General features: G+C 61.2%; 23 protein-coding genes and 1 tRNA gene. 9 read left to right on the top strand and 15 right to left on the bottom strand.

What is annotated here, in order from left to right; all coding sequences use genetic code 11:
• Nucleotide 1: 1 nt before the first annotated feature.
• The 3 genes from VR74_RS09495 to ggt all read right to left on the bottom strand — a co-directional run bounded on the left by VR74_RS09495 (nt 2) and on the right by ggt (nt 3,669).
• Nucleotides 2-1,051, bottom strand: a complete 1,050-nt coding sequence (locus VR74_RS09495) for a phytase (protein ID WP_299950037.1) — start codon at nt 1,049-1,051, stop codon at nt 2-4.
• Between the two features lie 114 nt (nt 1,052-1,165).
• The gene (locus tag VR74_RS09490) at nt 1,166-1,753 is read right to left on the bottom strand and encodes a thymidine kinase (protein ID WP_045696178.1); all 588 of its coding nucleotides are present in this window, start codon (nt 1,751-1,753) and stop codon (nt 1,166-1,168) included.
• 134 nt (nt 1,754-1,887) lie between these two features.
• Nucleotides 1,888-3,669 (bottom strand): gamma-glutamyltransferase, encoded by a 1,782-nt coding sequence (gene ggt / locus VR74_RS09485; RefSeq protein WP_045696176.1) that lies wholly within the window; start codon nt 3,667-3,669, stop codon nt 1,888-1,890.
• 126 nt (nt 3,670-3,795) lie between these two features.
• Between ggt and VR74_RS09480 the strand changes: the two genes are divergently transcribed.
• The 4 genes from VR74_RS09480 (at nt 3,796) to VR74_RS09465 (ending at nt 6,923) form a co-directional block, all read left to right on the top strand.
• The gene (locus VR74_RS09480; protein WP_045696209.1) at nt 3,796-4,794 is read left to right on the top strand and encodes a P1 family peptidase; all 999 of its coding nucleotides are present in this window, start codon (nt 3,796-3,798) and stop codon (nt 4,792-4,794) included.
• Nucleotides 4,791-5,726, top strand: coding sequence for a serine protease (locus VR74_RS09475; protein WP_045696174.1), 936 nt, complete (start codon nt 4,791-4,793; stop codon nt 5,724-5,726). The genes VR74_RS09480 and VR74_RS09475 overlap by 4 nt, the downstream gene beginning before the upstream one ends.
• 69 nt (nt 5,727-5,795) lie before the next feature.
• A complete protein-coding gene (locus tag VR74_RS20795) occupies nt 5,796-6,764 on the top strand; it encodes a serine protease (RefSeq protein WP_299950035.1) in 969 nt (322 codons plus the stop codon).
• An 82-nt stretch (nt 6,765-6,846) separates the two neighbouring features.
• A tRNA-Arg gene (locus tag VR74_RS09465) sits at nt 6,847-6,923 on the top strand.
• A 71-nt stretch (nt 6,924-6,994) separates the two neighbouring features.
• Here the strand turns inward: VR74_RS09465 and VR74_RS09460 are convergent.
• From VR74_RS09460 to VR74_RS09415, 10 genes are all read right to left on the bottom strand, one after another.
• A complete protein-coding gene (locus tag VR74_RS09460; RefSeq protein ID WP_045696172.1) occupies nt 6,995-7,246 on the bottom strand; it encodes a helix-turn-helix domain-containing protein in 252 nt (83 codons plus the stop codon).
• A 170-nt stretch (nt 7,247-7,416) separates the two neighbouring features.
• Nucleotides 7,417-8,331: a nucleotidyl transferase AbiEii/AbiGii toxin family protein gene (locus tag VR74_RS09455; RefSeq protein WP_045696170.1), complete on the bottom strand. Its 915-nt coding sequence runs from the start codon at nt 8,329-8,331 to the stop codon at nt 7,417-7,419.
• Nucleotides 8,318-9,103 carry a type IV toxin-antitoxin system AbiEi family antitoxin domain-containing protein gene (locus tag VR74_RS09450; RefSeq protein WP_045696168.1) on the bottom strand — a complete coding sequence of 262 codons (786 nt, stop codon included), beginning with the start codon at nt 9,101-9,103 and terminating at the stop codon, nt 8,318-8,320. Before VR74_RS09450 ends, VR74_RS09455 begins: the two co-directional genes overlap by 14 nt.
• A 773-nt stretch (nt 9,104-9,876) precedes the next feature.
• Complete coding sequence (locus VR74_RS09445; RefSeq protein ID WP_045696166.1) at nt 9,877-10,401, bottom strand: hypothetical protein; 525 nt, start codon at nt 10,399-10,401, stop codon at nt 9,877-9,879.
• A 193-nt stretch (nt 10,402-10,594) separates the two neighbouring features.
• Entirely contained in the window at nt 10,595-12,712 is a 2,118-nt protein-coding gene (locus VR74_RS09440; protein ID WP_045696164.1) for a hypothetical protein, read from the bottom strand.
• Nucleotides 12,713-12,860: 148 nt separating this feature from the next.
• A complete protein-coding gene (locus VR74_RS20790; RefSeq protein ID WP_299950033.1) occupies nt 12,861-13,673 on the bottom strand; it encodes a hypothetical protein in 813 nt (270 codons plus the stop codon).
• 199 nt (nt 13,674-13,872) lie between these two features.
• Complete coding sequence (locus tag VR74_RS09430; protein WP_299950031.1) at nt 13,873-14,703, bottom strand: CsgG/HfaB family protein; 831 nt, start codon at nt 14,701-14,703, stop codon at nt 13,873-13,875.
• A gap of 164 nt (nt 14,704-14,867) precedes the next feature.
• Nucleotides 14,868-15,311 (bottom strand): curli assembly protein CsgF, encoded by a 444-nt coding sequence (locus VR74_RS09425; protein ID WP_299950029.1) that lies wholly within the window; start codon nt 15,309-15,311, stop codon nt 14,868-14,870.
• A gap of 69 nt (nt 15,312-15,380) precedes the next feature.
• A complete protein-coding gene (locus VR74_RS09420) occupies nt 15,381-16,316 on the bottom strand; it encodes a hypothetical protein (protein ID WP_045696162.1) in 936 nt (311 codons plus the stop codon).
• Between the two features lie 182 nt (nt 16,317-16,498).
• Nucleotides 16,499-17,638: a LuxR C-terminal-related transcriptional regulator gene (locus tag VR74_RS09415; RefSeq protein ID WP_045696160.1), complete on the bottom strand. Its 1,140-nt coding sequence runs from the start codon at nt 17,636-17,638 to the stop codon at nt 16,499-16,501.
• A gap of 112 nt (nt 17,639-17,750) precedes the next feature.
• On the opposite strand from VR74_RS09415, the gene VR74_RS09410 reads away from it, so the two are divergent.
• Nucleotides 17,751-19,322, top strand: a complete 1,572-nt coding sequence (locus VR74_RS09410) for an AMP-binding protein (protein ID WP_299950027.1) — start codon at nt 17,751-17,753, stop codon at nt 19,320-19,322.
• On the top strand, nt 19,319-20,161 hold the full coding sequence (locus tag VR74_RS20785) for a hypothetical protein (RefSeq protein WP_299950025.1): 843 nt from the start codon (nt 19,319-19,321) through the stop codon (nt 20,159-20,161). The genes VR74_RS09410 and VR74_RS20785 overlap by 4 nt, the downstream gene beginning before the upstream one ends.
• 2 nt (nt 20,162-20,163) lie before the next feature.
• Here VR74_RS20785 and VR74_RS09400 read toward each other — a convergent pair whose 3' ends face one another.
• A complete protein-coding gene (locus tag VR74_RS09400; protein ID WP_045696158.1) occupies nt 20,164-21,318 on the bottom strand; it encodes a hypothetical protein in 1,155 nt (384 codons plus the stop codon).
• A gap of 206 nt (nt 21,319-21,524) precedes the next feature.
• Between VR74_RS09400 and VR74_RS09395 the strand changes: the two genes are divergently transcribed.
• Complete coding sequence (locus VR74_RS09395) at nt 21,525-22,415, top strand: stearoyl-CoA 9-desaturase (RefSeq protein WP_045696157.1); 891 nt, start codon at nt 21,525-21,527, stop codon at nt 22,413-22,415.
• A 154-nt stretch (nt 22,416-22,569) separates the two neighbouring features.
• Nucleotides 22,570-23,322, top strand: a complete 753-nt coding sequence (locus VR74_RS09390; protein ID WP_045696155.1) for a vWA domain-containing protein — start codon at nt 22,570-22,572, stop codon at nt 23,320-23,322.
• A 154-nt stretch (nt 23,323-23,476) separates the two neighbouring features.
• Here the strand turns inward: VR74_RS09390 and VR74_RS09385 are convergent, their stop codons facing one another.
• On the bottom strand, nt 23,477-24,256 hold the full coding sequence (locus VR74_RS09385; RefSeq protein ID WP_045696154.1) for an SDR family NAD(P)-dependent oxidoreductase: 780 nt from the start codon (nt 24,254-24,256) through the stop codon (nt 23,477-23,479).
• A 66-nt stretch (nt 24,257-24,322) separates the two neighbouring features.
• Here VR74_RS09385 and VR74_RS09380 point away from each other — a divergent pair, with 66 nt between their 5' ends.
• On the top strand, nt 24,323-24,724 hold the full coding sequence (locus VR74_RS09380) for a YkvA family protein (RefSeq protein WP_045696152.1): 402 nt from the start codon (nt 24,323-24,325) through the stop codon (nt 24,722-24,724).
• The last annotated feature ends 3 nt before the right edge of the window (nt 24,725-24,727 follow it).

Raw genomic sequence — 24,727 nt, 5'->3', positions numbered from 1 at the left:
CCTAGTCGGCGGCAAGTACCGGCAAACCAAGTGCTGCTTCCACGGACGACCAGTCAACGAGCTTGAAATTCTGGTCCCGTTCCGGTTTCGGATTGCCATCGTCCTGCACCACGAGCAGGCCGCGCGGATAGCCGGGCAGGGCGCCCGAAAACACATCCGTGTGCGTGACCTTGTCGATACCGGCTTGCGTATTGGCGGTCAGCGTGAACACGCCCATCACTGCATGTGGTGCCTGACGCTCGTACACAACATAGCGATCGGCTGCCTGCGCGGAGGCGACGATCCAGCCCTTGCCGTCTTGGCCGCGCCAGATGGAGACGCCTTCGACATCGGCGACCAGTCCATTATTGGCGGCGATCGTGTCTATTTCGGCAGGAGCCGAAGCGGCATCCTTGTAGGCAAGGCTCCAGACACCATGGCCCTCTTCGCCGATCACCAGCGTGCCGTTGACCTCATCGAACACGCACCCTTCCAGCTGCGTGGCCAGTATCGCGCTGCGCGCCAGCGTGCCCGTGAAACCGTCTTCTTCGCCGTTCAGCTGCCAGAGTTCGACCGTTCCGTCCTTGTAGGTGACACCCGCAAGCCCCGCGCCCTCATCCAGCCCGAGGCAGATGCCATAGGGTTCGGTCTTGCCGGTCGGCACATCATTGACGTGCTTCACTTCGCCTGTGGTGCGGTCAATCGAGAAGACCGAAATGCCCTGCGTGTCGTTGCTGGCAACGGCGATGTCATGGGCCGAACCGGGTACCTCGCGCACGTCGACATTGTTGATCGGCCCGATCGGCAGGCGCTGGCGCTCGGAGCCGTCGAGGGCGTGCACGACCAGGCCTTCCTGTTTGTTCGTACCAAGAGTAAGCGATTGCGCGGGGTCAGCGGGATGGCGCCACACAGCCGGATCATCAGCCGCATCACCCGTTGCCCCAGCCGGAGCGGTTTCCGCGGTCACCATGACGGGCACGGTTGGCACTGGCGCAACAGTGGCGCAGGCGGCAAGCAGGATGGCGGAAGCACCGGCGAGGACGAGGCGGGCAAAGGATATGTCTGTCTCCATCTGGGACTGTATCCGCGTTTGGCTTTCCCGGGGACTGCGTCGGCCAGCCAGCCGCATATTTGCGACGTTAGGATGACGCTCGCCGCCGGATAAAGCGGCACCAGACCTGCGACCTCAGGCCACGGGGAAACGGCCCATGCGTTCTTCCCAGTGGCGGCGGCAGAGCGAGATATAAGTCGTCTTCTCGATCGACACCTGGTCGCCTTCGGTCAACGCCTTGCCGTCCGGCCCGAGGCGCACGACCATCGTGGCCTTGCTGCCGCAGTCGCAGATCGTGCGGATTTCGCGCAGGTTGTCGGCAATCGCCAGCAGGGCGGCAGATCCCTCGAACAGCTCGCCCCGGAAATCGGTGCGCAGGCCAAAGGCCAGCACCGGCACGCGCAGATGATCGCTCACCCGCGCCAGCTGCCAGACCTGTTCCTTGGTCAGGAACTGCGCCTCGTCCACGAAGACCGCATCGAGGCGCCCCCTGTCCATCGCCGCCTGCACCAGGGCGAACAGGTCCACATCGCGCGAATAAAGCACCGCCTCGGCACTGATGCCGATGCGCGACGAGATATGCCCGTCTTTCGTCCCGCCATAGAGTTCAGACGTCAGCAACAGCACATCCATGCCCCGCTCACGGTAATTGTGCGCCGCCTGCAACAGGATCGTCGACTTGCCGGCATTCATCGCTGCATAGGAAAAATAGAGCTTGGCCATCAATTCCTCCGCCACCTCGTTCCGGAGCGCTCACCCTGAGCGAAGTCGAAGGGCGGGCGCGGGCTTGGTCCAGCATGCCTGAGAGGAGGCTCATCCTGAGCGAAGTCGAAGGACGAGCCTCCTCGTAACAGTCTCTATTCCAGCTTCTTCGCAATGCCTTCACGGCGCGGGTCCGCCGCGCCTTCAAGGCCACTGTCACGCACGACAATCACATGCAGGCCCGAATTCTCACCCGTGCGCTCTTCAACCGTATAGCCCATGTTGCGAAGCGTCTCGGCCGATTCCGGGCCGCCTTCGCGGTCCACTTCAACGCCCACCGTGTCGCCGCGTGCGATGATGTTCGGCCGGTCGACCGCTTCCTGCGCCGTCAGGCCCCATTCTAGGACGCCGACAAGCGTCTTCGCGACATAGGCGACGATCGAATTGCCGCCCGGCGAGCCGGTCACCATGAACAGGTCACCCTCCGCATCGAAAACCAGTGTCGGCGACATCGAGCTGCGCGGGCGTTTTCCGGCCGCCGGGGCGTTCGCCACCGGCTGGCCGCCCGCTGTCGGTGCCCGTGAGAAGTCCGTCAGCTGGTTGTTCAGCAGGAAGCCGTGCGTCATGCGTGACGAGCCGAAGGCGGCCTCCACGGTCGCCGTCATCGCCACTGCATTGCCGTCCGTGTCGATGATCGAAATGTGCGTCGTGCCGGGCTGGTGCTCGGTCTTGTCCTGGCCCCACATGCCGATCATCGGGTCACGGCCGAGCGCCACGCCGGGATCGCCCGGTGTCGCATGGGCCTCCGGTGCGAAGGCCTCGGTCGCGCGCACTTTCAGGTAATCAGGATTGATCAGGTCGGCGGCCGGAACCGTGACATGGTCCGCGTCAGCGACATAATGATCGCGGTCGGCATAGGCGAGGCGCTGCGCGTCGACGAAAATCCGCAGATAATAGTCTTCCGAAACGCGCATGTTCGGACCGGGCTTCATCTGGTCGTACAGTCCCATGATCGCGTTCTGCGTGATGCCTCCCGAGCTTGGCGGCGGGGCCGAACAGATCCTGTAGCCGGTCGGCAGCGTGCCGCAGAGGGCCGGCCGCTTCTGGACGGTGTAATTGGACAGGTCTTCCAGCGTCATGTTGCCGCCTTCGGGCCCCTCATTGGTGGCGGCAACGATGCCAGCGGCAATATCGCCCTTGTAGAAGGCGCTCGGGCCCTCAGCGGCAATGGCTTTCAGCGTCGCGGTATAATCCGGGTTGTCGCGCACGAAGCCGACCGGCAGCGGATTGCCGTCCGGATAGAAATAGGCGGCCGTGACAGGATTGTCGTCCAGCCGGATAAAGCTGCGCAACCGTTCAGAGGCCAGCGTCTCGGCCAGTTTCGGCGAAACGGGAAAGCCTTCTTCTGCCAGCTTGATGGCCGGCGCGAAATTAGCCGCCCAGTCGCCGGTTCCGGCCGCGTCATGCGCTGTCTTGTAAAGGGCCACCTGGCCCGGCACGCCGACAGAACGGCCCGATTGCCAGGCATCGATGAAGCCCATGACCTCGCCGTCCTTGATGAAATGCTCCGGCGTGGTGGAGGCCGGTGCCATTTCGCGGCCGTCAAAAACGGTCAGCTCGTCGCGGGCGCGGTCGTAATAGACCAAGAAGGCGCCGCCCCCGATGCCGGAGCTTTCCGGTTCGACAAGGCCCAGAACCGCATGGACGGCGATGGCCGCATCAATCGCGTTACCGCCATTGCGCATCACTTCGAGGCCCGCCTCGACCGCCAGCGGATTGGCCGCGGCCACCATGGCGCCCTTGGTCCAGCTGAGATCGCCCAGCGGCGGGCTCAGCGCCTCAGCCTCCTCGGCGGCTTTGCGCGCGGCGTCAGCCGTTGCTGTTGTCGTGTCCTTGGCGGGCGCGCAGGCGGCCAAAGCCATCCCTGCCAGGGCCATGAATGGCAGTGTCAGGGAGCGGGAAGATGAGGAGTAGCAGCGAAACATGAAAAACCCTTTGCTTGGCGCGGTGTCCGGCTGACCTTATGAGACTGGTACGCGAATGGAAAGACAAGGGCAGACATGATGGCCAGACCGGGTGCGAAGAACCTGATTACAGACGTCTCCGGCATTAAGGTTGGGCAGGCTGAAGACATTTCGGTGCGCACGGGGGCAACGGTGATTCTCGCTGACAAGCCGCTTGTCGCGGCCGTCTGTGTCGCAGGCGGTGGGCCCGGCACACGCGAGACAGACCTGCTGGCGGGCGGCACCCTGGTCGATGCGGTGGATGCGATTGTCCTCTCGGGCGGCAGCGCCTTTGGCCTTGCCGCGGCTGATGGCGTGGCGGCTGGTCTCAAACAGGCGGGGCGCGGGTTCGGCCTGATCGACCTGCCAACCGTGCCCAAGTCACCCATCGTACCCTCGGCCATCCTCTATGACCTTGCCAATGGCGGCAACAAGGACTGGGGCGACACCTCGCCCTACGCGGCGCTCGGACGCAAGGCATATGATACCGCCTCCCACACGTTCAGGCTGGGCCGGGCCGGGGCCGGGTTCGGCGCGGCTGCCGGGGCCCACCTCGGTGGTACCGGTTCGGCCAGTATCATCACAAAGGACAAGTTCACGATTGGCGCCATCGCGGCGGTCAATTGCTATGGTTCTGTCTACATGCCCGGCACGGAGACCTTCTGGGCCTGGCCGTACGAGATCGACGGCGAGTTTGGCGGCGTGCGCCCGCCAGCCGATTTTGCAATGGACCCGGAAGACTGGGGCGCCGCCAAGATGAACCCGGCCCTCGGCCAGAACACGACAATCGCCTGCATTGCCACCGATGCGAACCTGACGCCCGATCAGGCCAAGCGGGTCGCGCAGATGGCGCTGTCGGGCTTTTCCCGCGCGATCCGGCCTGTCTTTGCGCCCTTTGACGGGGACGCCGTCTTCGTGCTGGCGACGGGCAAGCGTGCATTGCCCGAGGCGGCGCCGGCAGCGGTCGCACGAATCGGCGAACTTGCCGCCAGCACTTTGGCGCGCGCGATTGCACGGGGCGTGTATACTGCAGGCAAGGCCAAGGGGGGAACCGCATGAGATCATTCACCAAATGGGGCTTCGCGTTCGGGACGCTGGCGTTCGCCACAGCCTGTGTCGTCGCGGGCCGCGATGCCGATCCGGCAGACTGGCCCGGCATGGCGTCGATGCAATCGGTGCAGGGGCGCTCGATCTATCACGAGTGCGGCGCCACGATGATTGCCGAAAGCTGGGCCATCACCGCAGCCCATTGTGTCGAGACGGCCCGTATCGAGGGTGGCCGCCGTGCCATACAATACGTGCCGGATGAAGACGGCCGTCTGGTGCGCTTTGGCCCGATCACTGTCACCGTCGGCGCAGGTGACCTGCGCCGGGTGGCAAAGGATTCCGTTTTCCTCGTCAAGGGCATCACCGTGCATCCGGGCTACACGCGCGGCTATCCTGAACGGGGCCACGACCTGGCGCTCCTGAACATTGACGGCAGATGGAAGGGGCCGGTCGCCCGGCTGGACGGCCTCACGGGCGACGCAGCTGCGATGGCCGAGCCCTGGTCGTCATTGCTGGTCGCCGGCTATGGCAAGTCAGGCGAGCAGGCGGCGGGACAGGAAGCGGTCAGCCGCAGCGGGCGCCACCTCAGCGCGCCGATGATGGTGCTGCAGGAAGGCGACGTGCCCGAAGTCGACCCTGAAACCTGCAAGGCCCAGATCGAAACCCTCATCGAAACCTATGACTACGGCGCGGAATATGACGGCGTGACCGTTTCGCCGGAATGGCAGATGTGTGCGGGGACAGGCTATTCGGACTCCTGCCAGGGCGACAGCGGCGGCCCGCTGGTGCAGCGCGGCGCGGAGGAGCCGCCGGTCCAGGTGGGTGTTGTCAGCTGGGGCCTCGGGTGTGGCCGTGCAGAGAGCCCGGGCGTCTACATGCGCGTCGCCGCCTATGCCGACTGGATATCCGCCACCACCGGCATCGCGCCCCTCACACCCCCCTGACGCCGCCCCTCACACCCGCATTGGAACAGTGTCAAAGTGGGCGTATGGTCGGGGTGTGAGGGACAAGACATGACGAAACAGGCCCGGCAACGCACTTACCTGATCCTGAAAACCGCCATTCTGCTTGCGTGTGCCGTCTGGCTGTCCGCCGCGCCCGCCACGGCAAGGCAGATCATCGGCGGCAATGATGCCAATGCTGACAACTGGCCCGGCATCGCCTCCCTGCAGTCAATACAGGGCAGCGCGCTCTTTCATGAGTGCGGGGCGACGATGATCAGCGACACCTGGGCCCTGACGGCGGCCCATTGCGTTGAAGCCGCCCGCGTCGATACGGCTGGCCGGGCTGTCCAGTACATCCCAGATGCGGATGGAAACCTGGTGCGTTTCGGGCCGCTGATCCTGGTCATCGGCAACAGCGACCTGCGCCGCATGGCCGCCGGATCGGTCTTTCCGGTCAACCGGATCGAAATGCATCCCGACTACCAGCCCGGACGCCCGGAGGCCGGCTCCGACATCGCGCTCCTGCGCATCTCCGGACAATGGGAGGGGCCCGTCGCCACCCTGCAGGCCCTGCCGGGCGCCGATGAAGACGAGTCCGAATTTTATGTTGCGGGCTACGGCAACAGGGAAGAGGACAGCATGGGTGAACGCGCCGTCAGCCGCACCGGCCGCCACCTCAGCGCCCCCTCGATGCGCCTCTCCGAGGGCCGGGTGCCGCCGGTCAGCAACGCCTTATGCAGGGCGCAGATCCAGCGTCTTATCCACGCGTACGGGCTGGAAGAATCCCATGCCGGTGTCACGGTGAATGCAGCCTCCCAGATATGTGCCGGCGACGGTTTCATCGATTCCTGCCAGGGCGACAGCGGCGGCCCGCTCGTGCGTTATGGCCATACGGGCCAGCCTGTGCAGGTTGGCCTTGTCAGCTGGGGTCTCGGATGCGGCCGGGCCGAAAGCCCCGGAATCTATACGAGAATCAGCGCTTTTTCAGACTGGATCCGTACCACGGTGGATGAACCGGGCGCCTCCCAACTGCCCTGAGCCCATTTTTACCCAAAAACCCGTGTCACACAGGCTTGCAAGCGCGGAAACCTGCCTGTATGTGTCCGCCTTCTTTGGGTAGGCACCCGTAGCTCAGCTGGATAGAGCACCAGACTACGAATCTGGGGGTCGGGCGTTCGAATCGCTCCGGGTGCACCATGGGAAACAAGGGGTTAGACGAAAACATCGCTTCTTCGAATTTCGCCGTGCCCACACATTGCCCACAAAAATTAGTGTTCGCGAACGCCTGATCTGGCTTCGGCAGTGTTGGTGAACGTGTTGCCTTCGATGAATGACACCAGCGTTGCGCGGCGATATCTGATCGCTCTGCCGACTTTCACGAAGTGCGGGCCAAGGCCTTGTCCTCCCATCCGCCATTTCGCGAGTGTCTGAAGTTTCACGTTGAGCAGGGCGGCGGCCTCTTCCGGGGCGAAGAGCTGGTCAGGGTCGCCCGGACCAGGATGGGTGCCGCCTGGGTTCACTGCCGCCTGTCCTGCATCGATACAAAATCGTCCTCACTGAACACCGCATCCGCCAGTGCCTCGCCGAGCTGTGGTCGCCCTCCAACAAGTCGAAACTGGAATCGATGGAGTCTCGTGACACAGTGACTGTTCTTGGGAGAAGCGATGGCAGATCAGCCTTTATGGCTGTCTCAGAACAATACTTTCTCCAGCTTGGCCACTTCGGCAGCGCGGACCTCGCGTGAGAGTGTGTCGAGATTTTGCTGACGCCACCTTACAGCAGGAAGATCGGCCACTCCGGGCAAGCCGAGCAGAGACCAGTCGGCTTCGCCGCGTTTAAATGAAATCAGGAATTTGCGATGCGCCTCGGGCATAGCGCCCACTATTATGGCGATGATTCTCTCGCGGGCGGTGATGAGTTCGGCGAGGTCGACGGGTGCGTCAGTCATGCCTTCAAATCCACGCACGAATTCGCCCTCAATGTCCTTGCGGATCGGGGAAAGGACTTCGTGCATGGGACGATTGTGGCTAAGCATGTAGGCGACGAATGCAGCGCGAAGCGCGTCATTCACACCCTCGTTGGCCAAAAGGTCGCGGACATCAAATAGGTCCCGCGGATGCTGCCGATCAAGCGCGGCGACAATCTTGCCCGCGTACAAATCAGCGAATGAAACGACTTGTGTTTCTGCATAGCCGAACTCTGCTTCGACAAACGCCGAAACGCTCATTGTGACGGGCTCATAGACGCAGCCGCGCGAGACCGGCGTGACTTCGATCTTGATCCGCGTGCCGCCCTCTTCGACAAGCACTTTGGTGACTATCCCTAAGCCCTGCGGGCGATGAAGTGCGATCCGTGCGCCTGGAATGCCTGCGGCGATGCGCTCGCCAATGCGGGTCATTGCCTCATCGATTGCTTTGAGCGAGGCCGCGCGTGGCTCCACTGGAAGGTAAGTCAGGTCAATATCCACGGAGAGGCGCGGCATGTCGCGAACGAAGAGATTAATGGCGGTCCCACCCTTGAGAGCGAAGGCAGTCTCCTCGGCCACATAGGGAAGCGTACGGATGAGGAGCGTAACTTGTTGCCGGTAGGTATCACTGTAGGCCATCGAGATCCTCCGGCACGGTGATGTGATAACGGCGATTGAGTTTGCCGCCTTTCACCAGAACGCGATTTCCTGTTCCGAGATCGAAGCTCTCTGGGTCGAGCTGGTTCATCCAACGATGGTGATGGCGTTCCGCGAAAAAGAAAAAGAGCCGTTTCACTTTCACACTGTGGCAATCGCCGAGCAGTTCTTTGAGGCGGCGCGGGCTGAGGCTGGAGAGGCCCTCCATCAGTTTATCGACCTGATGAAAACTTTCGTTATTCGGCAGCTCATCCAGCAGTTCGAGAACGGCGCGCTCGGGTGTGGATACGGTGAGCGGCGAGCTCAGATGTCCCCATTCAATCTGCCTGAAACTGCCATGGATGGGATCGTTTCCGAAGAGCCGCTTGCCGGTGTGGTGGATGAACCGCACGCCAAGATCCAAATCCTTGAGCCAGGTCGGTGGAGCTTCTGGCCCGTAGAGGTGAACCTCGCGGACCTCGCGCGAGAGGTAATGTCCCATGCCTTGCAACTCGAGCGCGGTTCGGCCGCCGACCACCAGGAGCTTGCTCAAGGGTGCCTGGAGGGAGATAATGACCTGCTGCCAGGTGAGTTTGGTTTTAGTCGGGCGGCGGTAGACGCGCCGTGCTGGCTTCTCCAGCCAGCCCGCCGCAACGTATTGGCTGCACAGCGATGTGGAATAGCCCTTCTGACGCAGCCATGCGGCATCGACGACCAGCCCTTCAGGGAGATCGTGAAAGAGCTGGTTTAGCTTTCCATCATTTTGCGCAGTCATACTTAGCTAAATATCATTTTTTCAAACTTCAATCAAGTTTACCTTTAAGCTGTTTTTACGCAGTGAGACTGCGCTAAATGGGAAAATTGCAAACTGACTTGCGACTGACGTTGCCAGACTGATCTGTCAGGAACTGAGCTAAATTCGCCGGTCTCGCCCGCATGGTGGGCAATTCGTTTGGCTTGTTGTCATTCGTCCAGGGGAAAGTCGCGCAGATCGCATTCTTTGGCATCCATGAGGCCGCACCTCCCGATCGGCTTTAGGCTCATCTCTGGCGGCGTAGCCCATGGATTTGAGGACAGTTTCCAAGTTTGCCCACAAATCAACCGAACAACAGTCCAGTTCGATCAATGGCAGTCAAATTTGAAAACGCGAAAAGGTAGTAAAAACAAACCTAAATAGGGAATTTATGCGCTTTCCGTAGTTGTTGCAAAGTTGGTTTGGGCGAACTACGAATCTGGGGGTCGGGCATTCGAATCGCTCCGGGTGCACCATGGGAAATCAAGGCATTGGCGAAGCGCGGCTGTATGATTTTACAGCGTTTTCTGCATGCGTCGCGGATAGGTCTTGTAAAATCAGCGCACTCCAGCACCCGAAATGCGTGTGCATCCGCAGCGCGCTTGATCCAGTTGCGCTCCATGACTGCCTTGTTGCCGGCACTAAGTGTCAATCGGCCAAGCATCGCGCAAAGCGCGAACCAATTCGACGGTGCAAAGCAGTTCCGGAACCTGACGGAAGGGTGAAATGGACAGGTCAGCCTGCCCGCCATCTGGCTAAGGGGCGTCGGGCAAGACGGACCCCAGGCCTTCCAGGGGTATCGGGATGGCCTCCGGAGCAGGCTCTGAATGCGTTGCAGGCGCCGTAAGGAAGGCATTGCCGACCGATTGCGACGCTTGCGAGACTGTGCGCCCGCGACCGATTTCCTGCACGGCCACAGCCGGGTCAAAATTGCCGGCATGTGCTCTTTTCGGCGCGAAAAGTGTCATCTCTGCGTCTGTCCCGCATGCGCGGCACGTGTCTTTGGGGGCAGGCAAGGCGCTCGGTCCGCAGCGTTCCACATTGTCCGGCTCGGCGGAACAGGGATCGTCGGAATTGAGAATGGGCTGTGAATATCCGGCTGATATGCTGTCTGTCTCGCTGACCTGCGCAACGCTCATCGCGGCAGTGCCGCCGGGTGCATTCAGCTCATCGGAGCCCACCTGGTCCGCACCGGTCCTGGCGTCGGGCGGGCCGGGCTGATCATTGTATTGTTCCGGAACCGGGGGAGCGGCCTCATCTGGTGTTGCGGCCGGATCCATACTGAACGCCTGACGCAGATCCGTCGTGAACGTAGTAGTGCATGCCATGGTGCCAAGAAGAAGCATCACTGGCGCCAGATAGCGAAAGGCGCGACGGGAGGGTGGTCTGACTGTTCCGCTCAAAACGCCGTCTCCAGAACGTGATTGGTTAAAAAAGTGCCCCGAACCGGCGAACCGGTTCGGGGCGAAATGCTTACTGTGTGATCGAGGCGGAGTTGCCCGCACCCGTCTGCGTGATCGAACCGATCGCGTTTCCGGCGGCCTTCTGCATGATGGCGGCCATATTGCCGTCGCCACCACTCTGCGAGATCAATGCAAGGTTGCCATTGGTGGACTGCTCAATGGATGCCGTATTGCTCTCACCGCTGAGCTGGTAAATGGAGCCGACATTGTCGTGCCCACTCTGCGTGATCTCCGCGGTCAGGTAACGGCCGCTTGGCTGTTCGACTGAGGCGGTGTTGCCATTGCCGGACTGCGTGATCGTTGCGTCTGCATCGCCGGCCTGCTGCACGATCGACGCATCATTGTCATCCCCGGTCTGGGTGATCGTGCCTTCGACACGGAAGCCCGACTGGTTGATGCTGGCCATGTTGAAGGCAGCCCCGTCGATCTGGTTGATCGTCGATGTATTGGTCTTGCCGTCCTGCTCGACGCTGGCGAAGTTGTCGCTGCCAATCTGCGTGATGTAGGAGTTCAGGTTGAGATCAGGGAATGCCCGGCCTTCCTGGCTGATGCTCGCCTCATTGTCGCTGCCGACCTGGTTGGTTGAGGCAAAGACGTTATTGTCAGGCCCGCCGACGACTGCGCCTGCATCATTGTCCGACTGGACGATTGTAGACACGTTGCCGGATCCGTCCTGGATGACATCAGCGGAGAAGTTCATGCTGCCGTCCCGGTTGAACGTCTGGGTCACGGACGCATCGCTTGCGCCATCCTGGACAACGGTTGCCAGCATGCTGGTGGCCCCGTCAGCCGCAATCGACTGGGTGACATCGGCCGATGCGCCATTGTCCTGCGTGACGGTGGCGGTGACCCCCGAGGAGGCATTGCCGATGATCGACTGGCTGACAGTCGCCGAGGAGCCGCCGTTCTGGTTCAGCGTCGCGAGCACGGCGCCGGAGTTTGTCGCGGAATTGTTGTCCGCCGATGTATTGTCAACCGACTGACCGACGAGGGCATCGGAGCCGCCATCCTGCGTGACATTGGCCGTGAGGCCGACCGCGCGCGGGCCGTTTGCCGTCTGAGTGACGTCAGACGTTGATGCGCCCGCCTGATCGACGCGTGCGAACAGGTTGTTGGCATTGCCGACAACAGCCGTCTGTCCGATTGTCGATGTCGATCCTTCGGTCTGGGTCACGTTGGCACGCAGTGTGCCGGTGAAGCCCGGACCCTCACCGGACTGAACGACGACCGAGTCGTTTGCGTCGCCCGTCTGTGTGACATTGGCCTCCTGATTGAAGCCGCCGCCGAGGTTTTCCTGCGCGACGCTTGACAGGTTGTCATTGCCGGTTTGCAGCACCCGCGCTTCGGGATCGTAGCCGGGGATGCCGACCGTACCGTTTGCGGACGTATCAGCCTGAGTAATGGTCGACGCGTTGTTGAAACCATCCTGGACGTTTTCGGCGCGCGCGCTGATGCCATCCTGTTCGATTGTCGACGAGTTGTCGTCGCCCAGCTGATCGATAATGGCAAGGTCGCCATTGCCATCCTGATCAACACTGGCCGAGTTGAACGTGCCAACCTGGGTGACAGTTGCCGTGTCGCCGGTTCCGTCCTGCGCGACGACTGTGCTGTTATCGCTGCCCGTTTGGGAGACCGAGGCCAGTTCGCCGCCTTGATCGTCATCGAGACCCTGGGCGACTGTCGCTTCGTTGCCCGAACCGCCTATTTGCGTGACGTCTGCCGTCTGTGCTTCAGTGCCTGCTGTCGCCTGGTCGATGTCGACGGAATTGGGCGCCGATCCAGCGGCCGTGTCTGCAAACTGGGTCACCGTGGCGATGTTGCCGACGGCGGCGCCGGTTGCGCTGGTCTGGTCTACTTCTGCCGAGTTGGCGGCGATCACGAAGTTGTCGATGCCGGCGGGCGTGTGTCCCTGAAGCACGGTGGCATCGTTCTCGTCACCGGTCTGATTGACCGTCGCAAGGTTCTCGTTACTCGCGAGCCCGGTCGGTGTCAGCGAAGCATCAATCGTCTGGTCAACCGAGGCCGTGTTGTTCAGGCCATTCTGGTTAACGACGGCTTCTTCAGAAAATGCGGTGCCCCCGAAGCAAATCGCCGCGATGGCGGCTGAGGCTAAAAGTTTCGTGCGCATGATTGTTCTCCTGTTCATTGCACTTCTTGTTTGCCCATCCGATTTCGAATGGGTTGTTCTGAAGGCCAATCTGGGTGTTCCCCAACCTGGCTTCTGTCACACCCCCGCCGTCACCCAGCCAAGGCATGTCCGTGTGAGACGCGGGCCGTCAGGGGCCCGTCTGCGTCACCGAAATGGCACCGCATCCGGCTGCAAGGACGCAGCCCGTCTGATTAATCGTGTACTGAAGGGCTGTTCCGGTCTGGGCGAGAATGGCCGAGAGGCCGATGCCGTCCTGCTGGATGGTGCCCTTGTTGGCTGTTCCGGTCTGATCGATGGATGCCGAATTATCCGCACCGGCCTGTTCGATCAGGGCCTCATTGGAGGTGCCGTCCTGGCTGATTGAGGCCGTATTGCCACCGACCGGCAGAGTGCGCGGATCGACCCGCTGGCGAATAGCTGCAGCATTGGCTGTCCCGAGCTGGGAGAGCTGCGCCGAGTTGTAATAGTCGGATCCGAAATCATTGCTCTGCGAAATGGACGCGCTGTTGAAGTCGCCTTCAATCCGGGTCGTGGCCGTATTGTTTGCCGGACCGCTATTGCCCTGCTGAAGGATATCGAACTGGTTTGCATCACCGGTAACTTCGACACTGGCGCGGGATGCCTCACCCGTCTGCTCGACACGGTTGGCACCGTCGGCCGCCTTGTTCAGCTGGCCGAGGATGTAGATGTCTGCCTCAAGGCTGCGGCCAGCCTGAAGGACATCGACCTTGTTTTCCGCCCCTATCTGTTCGACGCGCGCCCGGGCCACATCCGAGATCTGGTCGATCATCGCAAAGGAGTGATGTCCGACTCCATCGGCGTCTGCTCCGGGCGCCAGACACGCCACAAGTACACCCGCACCCAAACGATAGAGCCCGGCTGTGCGAGGTTTGGCGGCCTTGCCTGGTCTGTTGATATCCGAGTGCCGTATTCCGCGCACGCTGCGCCTCCTGAGTTGCGGCCTTCGATTGAAGGCACTAAAGACTCAGGGTCAGCCACTATGGCTGGCCCCGGGGGAGAAGCTGATACGAGCGCCAACTTGATGCCGGCTTCTCCCCCACCCATCCGGCAAGTGCCGGACAATTATGGCTCAGTTTGACCAGCCCGCCTGGGACAGGTCCTGAGCCTTGATCTGATCGCTACCGCGTTGCTGCCTTCTCCTTCGCCTCATCCAGGAATTCCTTTGGTACGCCTTTCATGGCGTCCTTCGAAAAATCGCTCTTGTAGTTCTCATCGAAAAAGCGGATCGCCGTTTCGCCTTTGCCCTCGTCGGCAAATTTCCAGAGCCCCGTTTTGGCGCCCTGCACGACGAGCCCGTAGACTGCCTTCTCAAGCGCCTGCCGTACCGCAAGGTGACGGGGCTGGTTCAGCGTTATGCCGGCCTCCGCTTCGAGCAACTCGCGATAGGCCACATACTTGAACGCATTGCCCTGCCACGCGACGGAGGCAACCCGCTGCTCGGTCGACACTGACAGTAGGACCTCGCCTGTCTTTACGCTAACTGCGCGCAGGTAAACCGACACAGAGTCTTCGCGGTATTGCGTACTGGCGCCGATGCCCAGGTATTGCGCGCCTGCGCCACCCGTCTGCGTATTTGTATCGTAACCCGTGATCGCGCCTTCAATCAGGATACCTGCAAACAGGAGCGCAGGGAGCGCGTGGGAGTCCTGTGCCGACTCGCCGAGATAGCGCTGGCGCATCTCCAGAATGATCTGGCGCTCCTTGAGAAGATTGTCGAGTTTCTCGCGTTCGATCACGGTAAACCATGACCTGTCACCCGCATCGTGCAACGCCTTGATGAGGATCGGGGTCGCCCCTTGTGTCACGGCGCGCGAGAGTGTCTGGACCGAATCGCTGGATTTGAAGGCGCCGGTCTCATCATTCACGCCGTAAACGGCCACTGGAATCTGCTCCAGCGGCTTGGGTAGCCAAAGCAACGCGTATTCTGTCTGCGTTGTCGGATTCAGCACGGGTTGCGTCATCTTCTGCTCTAACTTGGGCGGCGTTGCGCACGACACCATGAACGCGGCAAGGCTAAACGCCGCCAGTCGCCAAATACCATTGTTCCACAGGGACAGGCTGCCGGGTTCCAACGCCATCGGCCCGGTGCCTGTATGGCCTCCTTTCGCCTTCTTCACCCGCCACCTGTCGTGAAGATCGGAACAACGATTTCTGTCGTCGTTCCGGTCGTTGCGTCAAAGATGTTGAGGGTGATGGAATCGAGGCCGCGGGTGAATTCGATCGTCTGGTCACCAAACACGATGCGGCCATAGTCCTGCGGGTCATCACCGAAGATGGCGTTGGCCACCTGCGACGCCAATCCCGACAAGAGACGGCTCTGAAGCTGACGAATGAACAGGTCCGCCTGAGGATTGCTTGCATTGTCTCCGGACGATGGAGCTTCGGTCTTGTCCTGAGCATTGGCGACAGCCAGCAGGTGCGCCGAATTGAACGGGTTTCCACCGAAAGACGGATTCACTGGCGTATAGACCAGCTCCTGAGCCTGGGCGCCAACGCTGACAAAGGCAGCTATGCAACCCGACATCATTAGCCACCTCGCATGGCGGAACATTTTCATGATCGTTTCCCCTTTCTACTATATTTTCCCGACTCATCCGGACACGGCGATGCGGCTTTGCTCGGCGGTTCAGATCCTCTCTTCGCGCCATCTCTTTCCATTCAAGCTGAGGCGACCAGCCCGCAGCAGCTGCACGTTGTGCAGGGATACATTGCCAGTAGCGATCGCTCGCGCGGCTGATCGAATGTCGAACGAGGCCGCCAACACGTTTCCTTCCAATCCAAAGCGCGACGCACCATCCAGTGATACGTCAAGAATATCCATTCGCGCTTCTGACACCAAAACCTGGCTCGTTCCGGCCTGCACAAACCGCGAGTCTCCGTCCAGCCTGTCGGACAAGAGCCTGGCAGTCCCGCCAAGCCGCGCGTCGACACCATTGGTTACGGTATTGAGACTGATGACGCCGCCTTGGGTCGCATCAATGACCGCCCGGACGACCCTGCCAACACGTACCTGGGCGCTTCCTGTCGTGCGTAAATCAAACTCGCCGTTCACCGCATCGGCGTCCAGCGCGGAACACCCGCCGACAATGGCATCCAACCTGCCAATTTCACCGATGCTCACGTCTCCGGCTCGGACCGAAAGTTGGATCCGGGAGGAAAGAGGTGCTGCGATTACGATCTCGGGCAATGCGGATACCAGTATGGGGGGGCCGTTGTTGACGGAGACGTGCAATACGCCGTTCTTGCGCACGCAGTTCATGGATCCTGGGGGTGCGGTACCGTGAATATGTATTTCGTCATCATCTGAATGCTCGATTTCGAACCCGTATATGTCTGACGTCCCCTGGGTTGCAGACACGATCTCAAGTTTCGACGTGGCACTTTGGACGACACGGATCGTTCCGATATAGTCCGAGATCGACACGAAGTGGTGCATTGCGTCCCCCGGTGGCGTCCGAGCCTCGGCTCTCATGCCGAGGCCCAGCGCGAGTCCTGCAATCACCAGTGCAGCCGCCAGGCGCCTGCTCCAGCCATTCGCCCCCAAATTGAGAATGCAGGTCATGACACTCAGCCATTTTCAACCAACGGCCGCCCCACGCGGCCATTTTATACATTAACGAAGCGTTAAAAACGAAAACTCGTCATCCCCCATTTGGGGGAGGCTAGTTGAACTTATTCTTTCTGTTGCATTTATTCGCCGGAGTTCGCGTCCGCCCCGTCTGCGGCGCCTTTGCCTCACACGATTTATAGCTTAGCCGGGAATGCGAAGCGCGACAGCTTGGTCACAACTTCCGCCTGACGACGGCTCTCTGTTTTCAGCATGATCGATTTGAGCATGGTCTTGACCGTACTCGGAGCGACGTGCCGAAACCGGGCAATTTCCTTGACGTTGTCACCCGTGAAAAGGCGCTCGGCGATCGAACATTCTGCCTCCGTGAATCCAAATGCTTCCATCAGAAGGCCTGGATCAAGCTCCCGCTTCTGGAATATAGGCTCAAGGAAAAGGATGGCTTCACCAGACCGATTGGCGCTATCATTCGTCTTCGTGACAGGGGTGATGATGCAGATGTATCCATCTTCAGGGCGCAGCCGCGACAAGGCAAACCGTCCACCGATTATTCCATTCGGTGGCCGCACAGCCATGGCTAGCTGGCGATTGGCATCGTCCGACATGAGATCAAGTTGGCCAAACCGGTCAATGCGAACGATGCCTGCTGACAAAAGACTTTCAAATGCTTTAGACCGGTCGAGCAATGTGCCATCTTTGCGTAGGATTGCTACGCGCGCGCTCGCTCCGAATGCTGACACAATGGCTTCGTTTCTGGAGCCGAACATGCGTGCTGCGATATCCAGGACCGGGCGCGCCGCGTCCACGACGAGATTGAGCGTTTCTGTTCGCGAATCCGAGATCGGTCCGTGTTCATAAGGCTGCGCAACAGCAAGGGCTGCAAACGATCGATGGTCCCTTTCGAGTACGACGCCGGCAAAATGGCCGACCTTCGCTGGAATCAGGAATTCCTGGTAGGCTTGATCCCGCGCGATTTCCTCAGGGGTTATGAAATCCTGCTCGCGCCATATGACGCCGACGGGCATGTCAGGTAGTAGTTTGGCGCGTGGATTGATTGGCCAGTACTGACTTTCAAGCCTGAAAAGTTCGGGATCATGTGTGCCGACGATCGTCGACTGAAGAATGTTTTTGCCATCACCTACGAAAATGATCTGCGCTGTCGGCGCATCGCAGAACGAAGTCAAATATTCCATGGCGAAGGGCAGGGCCGCCGGGTCCGAAATGCCTTCCAGAAGCAGATTCTGAAACTTGTATATAGGACTGTTCGAACTCACGATTGCCCCCGGACAGACCGAGATGCAGGCCGCCCACGCCATTCTACTTAACGTTTATCATTTATGGAAACCGTGTTCACGTCAAGGTAATTTCTTTGCCCCTCCGGGTTGTGGCTGGCGCAAGCTTTTCTGCGCCAGCTGCTTCAGGTTCCTGATGACGTACCATCGTGCCTATGGCACGTTCGGCCAGATGGCGCCGTTCGGACAACGGCAAAAAAATGCGAAACGGCGAGTTTCCAAATCCGGGCAGGAAAACATGGCGGCAATCTCCCTTTCACGCATCGTCTCGCACTGGACGGCCATCCAGCCGGACCGCGTGGCCCTCGACCATCTTGGTGACCGCCGCACCTGGGCAGAGCTGGAGGCCCGCACCAACCGGCTGGCGCGGGCCTATGCGGCGCTGGGCGTGAAGGCGGATGATTTCGTGACAATCGCGCTTCCGAACGGATGCGAGTTCATCGAGGCCTGTCTTGCCGCCTGGAAGCTGGGTGCCACGCCACAGCCGATTTCTGCGAGACTGCCCAAGTTCGAACGCGACCAGATCATTGAACTTGGCAAGCCGGCTTTGGTTGTCGGGGTCGAAGCGGATGAATACGCGCCAACGCCCTGCCTGCAGCAGGGGTTCGAGCCGGATGCGAGCCTGCCGGATTCCCAGTTGCCCGAGCGGACGGCAGCCTCTTTCAAGGCGATGACATCGGGTGGTTCGACGGGACGCCCGAAACTGATCGTATCCAAATTGCCCGCCGCCTGGGACCCGGACGCGCCCTACCTTGAGATTGTCAATCAGGGGACGATGCTGATCCCAGGCCCGCTCTATCATAACGGTCCCTTTCTCTGGGCCATGATCGCGCTGTTCAAAGGGTGCACGATCGTCATCACCACACGGTTCGACGCCGAACAAGTGCTCGAGCGGATCGACACGATGGGGGTCGACATCGTCTACCTGGTGCCAACCATGATGCGACGCATCTGGGCGCTGCCGGAGGCTGTGCGGACGAAATATGATGTCTCCAGCCTCCGGGCGGTCTGGCATCTTGCAGCGCCTTGTCCTGCCTGGCTGAAGGAGGCCTTCATCGAGTGGCTGGGGGCCGAAGTGATATGGGAACTCTATGGCGGAACCGAAGGCCAGGGGTCGACCACGATCCAGGGGACGGACTGGCTTGAACATCGCGGCTCGGTGGGGCGGCCGGTGGAGACCTGCGAAATGAAGATCGTCGGCGAGGCGGGCGAAACATTGCCGCCGGGCGAAGTGGGCGAAGTCTACATGCGCCCGCTGGCGGGCCCGGGCACGACCTACACATACCTGGGCGCTGAAGCCAAGATTATCGACGGCGGCTGGGAGAGCCTTGGCGATCTCGGCTGGATGGACGCCGATGGCTTTCTGTATCTCTCCGACCGGCTGTCCGACATGATCCTGTCAGGCGGCGCCAACATCTATCCGGCGGAAGTGGAGGCCGCACTCGACGCGTTTCCCGGTGTGCGCTCGTCTGCCGTGATCGGCCTGCCGGATGAGGATCTGGGCGCGCGCCTTCATGCCATTGTGGATTTTCCCGCAGGCGCACCGGATGAACCGGGCCTGTTGGCGCATCTTGCAGAGCGGCTGGTGCGCTACAAGATTCCGCGATCATTCGAATGGGTCAGCGAACCCCTGCGCGACGATGCCGGCAAGGTGCGGCGCAAGGCGTTGCGCGAGGCGCGGCTTGGCCAGCCGGAAACGGCGACATGAGCTATCCTGAGAGGACGTGCATGATGTGCAGGGTTCACATCGGCATGGTTGCAGCAGGCTTCGTGATGCTGTCGGCCTGTGCGTCGGCGCCTCTGCACGAATCTGTTGCGGATGACGGGCGCGCCGTCGTGTTTGAGGCAGAACGGGCCTTTGCAGTCGCTGCGCAAACGGAGGGCGCAAAGCAGGGCTTCCTGTCGGTGCTGTCAGATGATTCCATCGTGTTTACCGGATCAGGTGTCGTTTCGGGAATCGCACGCTATTCGGCGGCGCCTGAAAGCCGTTTCAGCCTGGCGTGGTGGCCTGTCGAAGGCGAGGGCGCTGCCTCGGATGATCTTTTCTTTTCGACCGGGCCATATGTCTTGGCATCCGACGGACAGGATCGCGGCTTTGGCCAATACCTGTCGGTCTGGCAACGGCAGGCGGACGGATCAATCCGCCTGCTGGCGGATCACGGCATCAGCCTGCCCGCTGACCTGGTCGGCCCGCAGCATGCGGCATTTTCCGGTCTTTTCACGGACGCCTGGGCGGCGCGCAGGCCTGCGCTTGCAGCCTGTGAAGGCACGCTCGAGGCGGCTGATGCTGCCCTGAATGCAGTCACGTCTCCTTCGGCTTCGGCCATTCTCCTGCGCAATGACCAGGTCAGCACAGTCGGCACGGTCTCCGGCGCACAGCGGCGGTTCCAGATGCGCCGGGCCGCCACGGCGGCCTCCGGCGACCTTGGCATGACGGCCGGTGAAGGGAAGGCGAATGAAGCGGGTGGAGTGGTGCCCACCTATCTGCGAATCTGGACCCGGTCGGGTTGCAAATGGCAGGTCCTTATCGACCTCGAAAGCGGGTAGGCTCAGGGCACCACCTCACGCCGTCGCGTGTAGAGGATGAGCAGGGCGACGAGGCCGATACTGGTGCCCTGGCTGGAGAAGAGTTCCAGCATTCCGGCAAAGAACCAGCTGGGAATGGCGGCGCGGGCCTGCGTCTCGATCAGGATGTCGCCGCTGCCCTTGCCGAGCAGTTCTGCATTGGCTGCTTCGATCTTGGCCTGCAGGTCGTCGCGGCGGCGGGCGAGGCCAAGCTCGTTCTGGGCGTCGCGATAGGGCTTCTGCTCTGTGCGGCCGACACGTTCAACTTCTGAAATATAGGCTTCCAGTCCTTCCACGGATCGTGTCTCCGGGGGAATACCGGAGAGTTGCACGCGCCAGTCACTCAATTGCTGCTCCAGCAGGCCGCGGTTTGATCCGGCGGTGGTGATCTCGGCCTGTGAAGCCTGGTTGTTGGCCGCGATGTACATTTGCGTGCCGAGGATGCTGGTGCCGGCGCCGGCCAGCGCAAACAGTAGGGCGCGGACGCCTTCCTTCATGCGCTTGTTGGCGGTGTGCCAGTAGAAGAAGGTGAAGCCGCCGAACGAGATGATCGCGGCGATAACCCCCGTCCAGCCCCAGATTCCGGCCTGCAGCGGGTCTGTCACCGAGCTGGAGAAGGCCTGGTAATTGGCAAAACCCGACAGCGCTGCCGCGCTGAGGCCTGCGCCAAGAAAGACCAGCGCGAGCAGGGTGATGATGAGGCGCTCACCGAGGTTACGGTGGGGGCGGGGAGGGGGTGGTGCGGGTGGAGGGACGCGGTCGTCAGGGTGGAGGTGGTGCACTTTCGACTGGGCAGACAGGACAGCGTTTCGCTCGACGCGATTCTTGACGCCGTATTCGTCCTTCACCGCCATCTGCGTGTTGAGGGGCAGCATCAGGGCGTTGCCCGGGTCTTCGCGTTCCGGCAAGTCGTTCAACAGGCTCGCAAGTTTTGCGAGGCCGCCCTGGTTGCCGCAGTTCACGCAATGAAACGTTTTCGGTTCGACATACAGCGTCAGGCTGTTGTCGCCCAATTCCACGCATTCCGTTGTCAGCGGGCATTGGCTCCTGATCTCGCCATCGTCCTGGCTGGCATCATGATCGAGGCCCAGCTTCCGCACGATCTCATTCAGGAGAAGCTCGTCGCTTCTTTCACTCATGAACTGGAGGTCCCCGCACTATGCCTGACGGGCGCATTTATCCGAATCCGCACGCGCGCGTCACCCCTGCTCATCACACATGTGTCAGGGGTGCGGATTTGTGCTTCCCGTCAGCGGTGACCGCCCTTAAGTAAGTGTTAATCGGCCCGGCCTGAGAATGCCTTGCAGAACGCACCGGCCCGCCGGCCGATTTGGAGACAACACCTATGATACCTCGTTCGCTGGCCATCCCGAAAACGTGGAAAACCTTCAATCCGGCAAGTTTCTTTTCCGCCTTCGGTTACCCGGCACTTGGCATTGCATTGTTCACCACGATTGTGATCCTCGGGATCGCGCTCAGCGAGTTGACGCTGCACTGGTGGTATTTCCCGCTGGCCTTTGGTGTGACCGCGTTGTCGGTCTTCTTGTGCAATGCCGGTATTGGCCCGCTTCACCGTATCCTGCAGCACCGGGCGGGTGAGCTGAACGCCCCGGCGCAGTTCATCACCATGCTGAACCTGGTTGTTGCGATGCAGGGCAATGTGAAGGACTGGGTGAACTACCATTCCCAGCATCACCGCTTTGCCGATACACCCGGCGACCCTCACAACCCGTTTGAGTCCAAGCGCTGGGCATGGGTCGGCTGGATCCTCTGGCGCGACAGGAAAGACATGGAGCGTCCCATCGCCATGTGGCTGAAGGACCAGCCCGTGATTGTCTGGATGGACCGGTTCTACAATGAGCTGAGCCTGGTCGTGCACCTGCTGATTCCGGCCGTGATCTACCTGATCGTCTGGGCGGTGGGCGGATCGCTCGTGTTGACGGCGATCATCCATGCCAGCGTTGTCATTGGCCGTGCGATCCAGTTCCACGCCACCGTGTATGGCATCAACGTGCTGGGCCACCTGAAAACGCCGATATGGGCCGATCACCTGATGGCGCTTCTGACCGGTGGTGAGGCCTTCCATGACCATCACCATGCCGCTCCGCAAAGCGCCCTTCACCGCCCGCGCAAGGGCATCTGGAACCGTATCGTGGATTACAATGGCACGATCCTGCTCGCCTTCGAGAAGATCGGCTGGGTCAAGAACCTGAAGATTGCACCGCAATTTGCCTGACGCTTTCGCGGCCGCCTGACGAAAAAGCCCGCCTTGCAAAAGGCGGGCTTTTTCTTGGCTTCGGCACAGGTCGGCCACAGGCGCGCCCTAATCTTCGGTAATGTTTGCCTCATCAAAGGCTGGGGAGCCGATAGAACTGGGAAGGGACGTCCTGATGAAATCCACACTCCTCTCACTCGCCATGACTGGCCTCAGCCTCGCCATGGTCCTGCCCGCGGCCGCCAAGCCGGCGCCTGCTCCCACCGCCGGGTCGATCCACTCCTATATCCTGCTGGACCGTACCGGTTCGATGAGCGGCATCTGGGACGAAGCCCTCGGATCCGTGAACGCCTATGCCGCCAGCGTGGGTGAAGCCGAAGAAGGCGAGATCGAAGGCGCCGACATCAAGACCGCCGTGACGCTTGCCGTATTCGACTATCAGGAATCCCTGCAGTTCGATGTCCTGCGCAAGGCCGTTCCGGCGGAAGACTGGACCGACGTTACCAATGACGAAGCCAATCCGCGCGGGATGACTCCCCTGTTCGATGCCATCGGCCGGGTCATCTCGCTGGCCGAAGCCGACAAGCCGGAAAAGGCCGTTATCGTGATCATGACAGACGGCCATGAGAATTCGTCAAAGGAAATCACCCGCGACGGCGCCAAGGCCGCACTTGACCGGGCCAAGGCAAATGGCTGGGAAGTCGTCTTCCTGGGCGCCGAGTTTGCAAGCTTCGGCGACGCGGACGCGGTCGGCATGAGCGCCTCCAAGACCATGGCTGTCGGCCAGGGCCGCATGCAGGATTCCATGTCGGCACTTGCCAAGAAGTCCCGCGCCTATGGCAAGGGCGAAGAGGCCGAGATCGTGTTTGACGAGGCTGACCGCGCCGCCGCCGATGAAGAAGGCGTGAAAGAACGCAAAGGCCAGTAAAAGGATTCGGGGCGGTCCAACCTTCCCGTCACCCGCCCTGAGGATGAAAGCCCGTTCTGCCCGAGCGGGCTTTCTGATTCCCGGGGTACACAAGCAAGGAAAAGCCCGCCCGGATCGCTCCGGACGGGCTTTGTTCATTGCCGTGCCGAAGGACTCAGCGCGGTGCCATGCGGATCGCGCCGTCGAGGCGGACGTCTTCACCGTTGAAGTATGCGTTGCGGCACATTTCCGTTGCGAGCGAGGCATATTCTTCCGGATTGCCGAGGCGGGCCGGGTGCGGCACCTGCGCGCCGAGGGCCTGTTTCACGGGCTCTGGCGCCGCAGCCAGCAGCGGCGTGTTGAAGATGCCCGGCAGGATCGTGTTGACGCGGATGAATTCGCGGCTGAGGTCGCGGGCGATCGGCAGGGTCATGCCGACAACGCCGCCCTTGGAGGCGGAATAGGCCGCCTGGCCGATCTGGCCATCTTCAGCGGCCACCGAGGCCGTGTTGACGATTGCGCCGCGCTCGCCGTCGATCGGGTCCAGCGTCATCATGCCGGCCGCCGATTTCGCGATGCAGCGGAACGTGCCAACAAGGTTGATCTGGATAATCAGGTTGAACTTGTCGAGCGGGAAGTGGCTGATCTCGCCCGTGTTCTTGTCGCGGCTGGCGGTCTTGATGGCGTTGCCCGTGCCGGCGCAATTGATAAGGATCCGCTCCTGGCCGATGGCCGCGCGCGATTTTGCGAAGCCGGCATCGACCGAGGCGTCATCGGTGACGTTGACATTGCAGAAGACGCCGCCAAGCTCTTTGGCGAGTGCTTCGCCTTTTTCGGCGTTGAGGTCAAAAAGGGCGACCTTCACGCCATGGCTGGCAAGCATTTTGGCGGTTGCGGCACCAAGGCCGGATGCGCCACCTGTAATGACGGCTGAAATGCTGGAATCGAGTTTCATGGGGCACTGCCCTCCCTGGTTTTCGTAAACTGAGACCCGTGTCTATAATGGTCTGAGGAGTTCGCAATGACTGACGCAGCGGAAATTATTCAAACCATCCGGGGACCTGACGGAACCTATCTGCCAAAAAGTATTGAGCGGAACGAGCGTCTGGCGCGCGGGGTCATCCCCAAGCTGATGCGCGTGATTGGCCGGGTGCCGTTCGCCGATGATCTCGTTTCGGCCTGGTATGCGGCGCGCGATCCGCTGACGCCGGTGAAGGCGAAGGCCGTCCTGTTCGCTGCGGTGGCCTATTTTGTCATGCCGGCTGACGCCCTGCCTGACGTGATTGTCGGGCTCGGCTTTACCGATGACGCCACGGTGCTGGCGACGGCGCTGGGCGTGGTCGGCATGTATGTGAAAGAGCGCCACCGCCGCTTGGCCCGGCGCCTGTTGCAGCTGCCGGAGCCGGTCAAGGATAACAGCTAGGCA

The organism is Hyphomonas sp. BRH_c22 (assembly GCF_000961795.1).
In the GTDB taxonomy this organism is placed as follows: Bacteria; Pseudomonadota; Alphaproteobacteria; order Caulobacterales; family Hyphomonadaceae; genus Hyphomonas.
The sequence above is the reverse complement of the archived record's forward strand: the minus strand, read 5'-3'. Positions and strand labels throughout refer to the sequence as shown.

What these genes read in the sequence shown, in the direction of transcription:
- VR74_RS09495 (WP_299950037.1), bottom strand. Translation starts at nt 1,051, where the DNA reads ATGGAGACAGACATATCCTTTGCCCGCCTCGTCCTCGCCGGTGCTTCC.
- VR74_RS09490 (WP_045696178.1), bottom strand. Translation starts at nt 1,753, where the DNA reads ATGGCCAAGCTCTATTTTTCCTATGCAGCGATGAATGCCGGCAAGTCG.
- ggt (WP_045696176.1), bottom strand. Translation starts at nt 3,669, where the DNA reads ATGGCCCTGGCAGGGATGGCTTTGGCCGCCTGCGCGCCCGCCAAGGAC.
- VR74_RS09480 (WP_045696209.1), top strand. Translation starts at nt 3,796, where the DNA reads ATGGCCAGACCGGGTGCGAAGAACCTGATTACAGACGTCTCCGGCATT.
- VR74_RS09475 (WP_045696174.1), top strand. Translation starts at nt 4,791, where the DNA reads ATGAGATCATTCACCAAATGGGGCTTCGCGTTCGGGACGCTGGCGTTC.
- VR74_RS20795 (WP_299950035.1), top strand. Translation starts at nt 5,796, where the DNA reads ATGACGAAACAGGCCCGGCAACGCACTTACCTGATCCTGAAAACCGCC.
- VR74_RS09455 (WP_045696170.1), bottom strand. Translation starts at nt 8,331, where the DNA reads ATGGCCTACAGTGATACCTACCGGCAACAAGTTACGCTCCTCATCCGT.
- VR74_RS09450 (WP_045696168.1), bottom strand. Translation starts at nt 9,103, where the DNA reads ATGACTGCGCAAAATGATGGAAAGCTAAACCAGCTCTTTCACGATCTC.
- VR74_RS09445 (WP_045696166.1), bottom strand. Translation starts at nt 10,401, where the DNA reads ATGGATCCGGCCGCAACACCAGATGAGGCCGCTCCCCCGGTTCCGGAA.
- VR74_RS09440 (WP_045696164.1), bottom strand. Translation starts at nt 12,712, where the DNA reads ATGCGCACGAAACTTTTAGCCTCAGCCGCCATCGCGGCGATTTGCTTC.
- VR74_RS09425 (WP_299950029.1), bottom strand. Translation starts at nt 15,311, where the DNA reads ATGAAAATGTTCCGCCATGCGAGGTGGCTAATGATGTCGGGTTGCATA.
- VR74_RS09420 (WP_045696162.1), bottom strand. Translation starts at nt 16,316, where the DNA reads ATGACCTGCATTCTCAATTTGGGGGCGAATGGCTGGAGCAGGCGCCTG.
- VR74_RS09415 (WP_045696160.1), bottom strand. Translation starts at nt 17,638, where the DNA reads ATGGCGTGGGCGGCCTGCATCTCGGTCTGTCCGGGGGCAATCGTGAGT.
- VR74_RS09410 (WP_299950027.1), top strand. Translation starts at nt 17,751, where the DNA reads ATGACGTACCATCGTGCCTATGGCACGTTCGGCCAGATGGCGCCGTTC.
- VR74_RS20785 (WP_299950025.1), top strand. Translation starts at nt 19,319, where the DNA reads ATGAGCTATCCTGAGAGGACGTGCATGATGTGCAGGGTTCACATCGGC.
- VR74_RS09400 (WP_045696158.1), bottom strand. Translation starts at nt 21,318, where the DNA reads ATGAGTGAAAGAAGCGACGAGCTTCTCCTGAATGAGATCGTGCGGAAG.
- VR74_RS09395 (WP_045696157.1), top strand. Translation starts at nt 21,525, where the DNA reads ATGATACCTCGTTCGCTGGCCATCCCGAAAACGTGGAAAACCTTCAAT.
- VR74_RS09390 (WP_045696155.1), top strand. Translation starts at nt 22,570, where the DNA reads ATGAAATCCACACTCCTCTCACTCGCCATGACTGGCCTCAGCCTCGCC.
- VR74_RS09385 (WP_045696154.1), bottom strand. Translation starts at nt 24,256, where the DNA reads ATGAAACTCGATTCCAGCATTTCAGCCGTCATTACAGGTGGCGCATCC.
- VR74_RS09380 (WP_045696152.1), top strand. Translation starts at nt 24,323, where the DNA reads ATGACTGACGCAGCGGAAATTATTCAAACCATCCGGGGACCTGACGGA.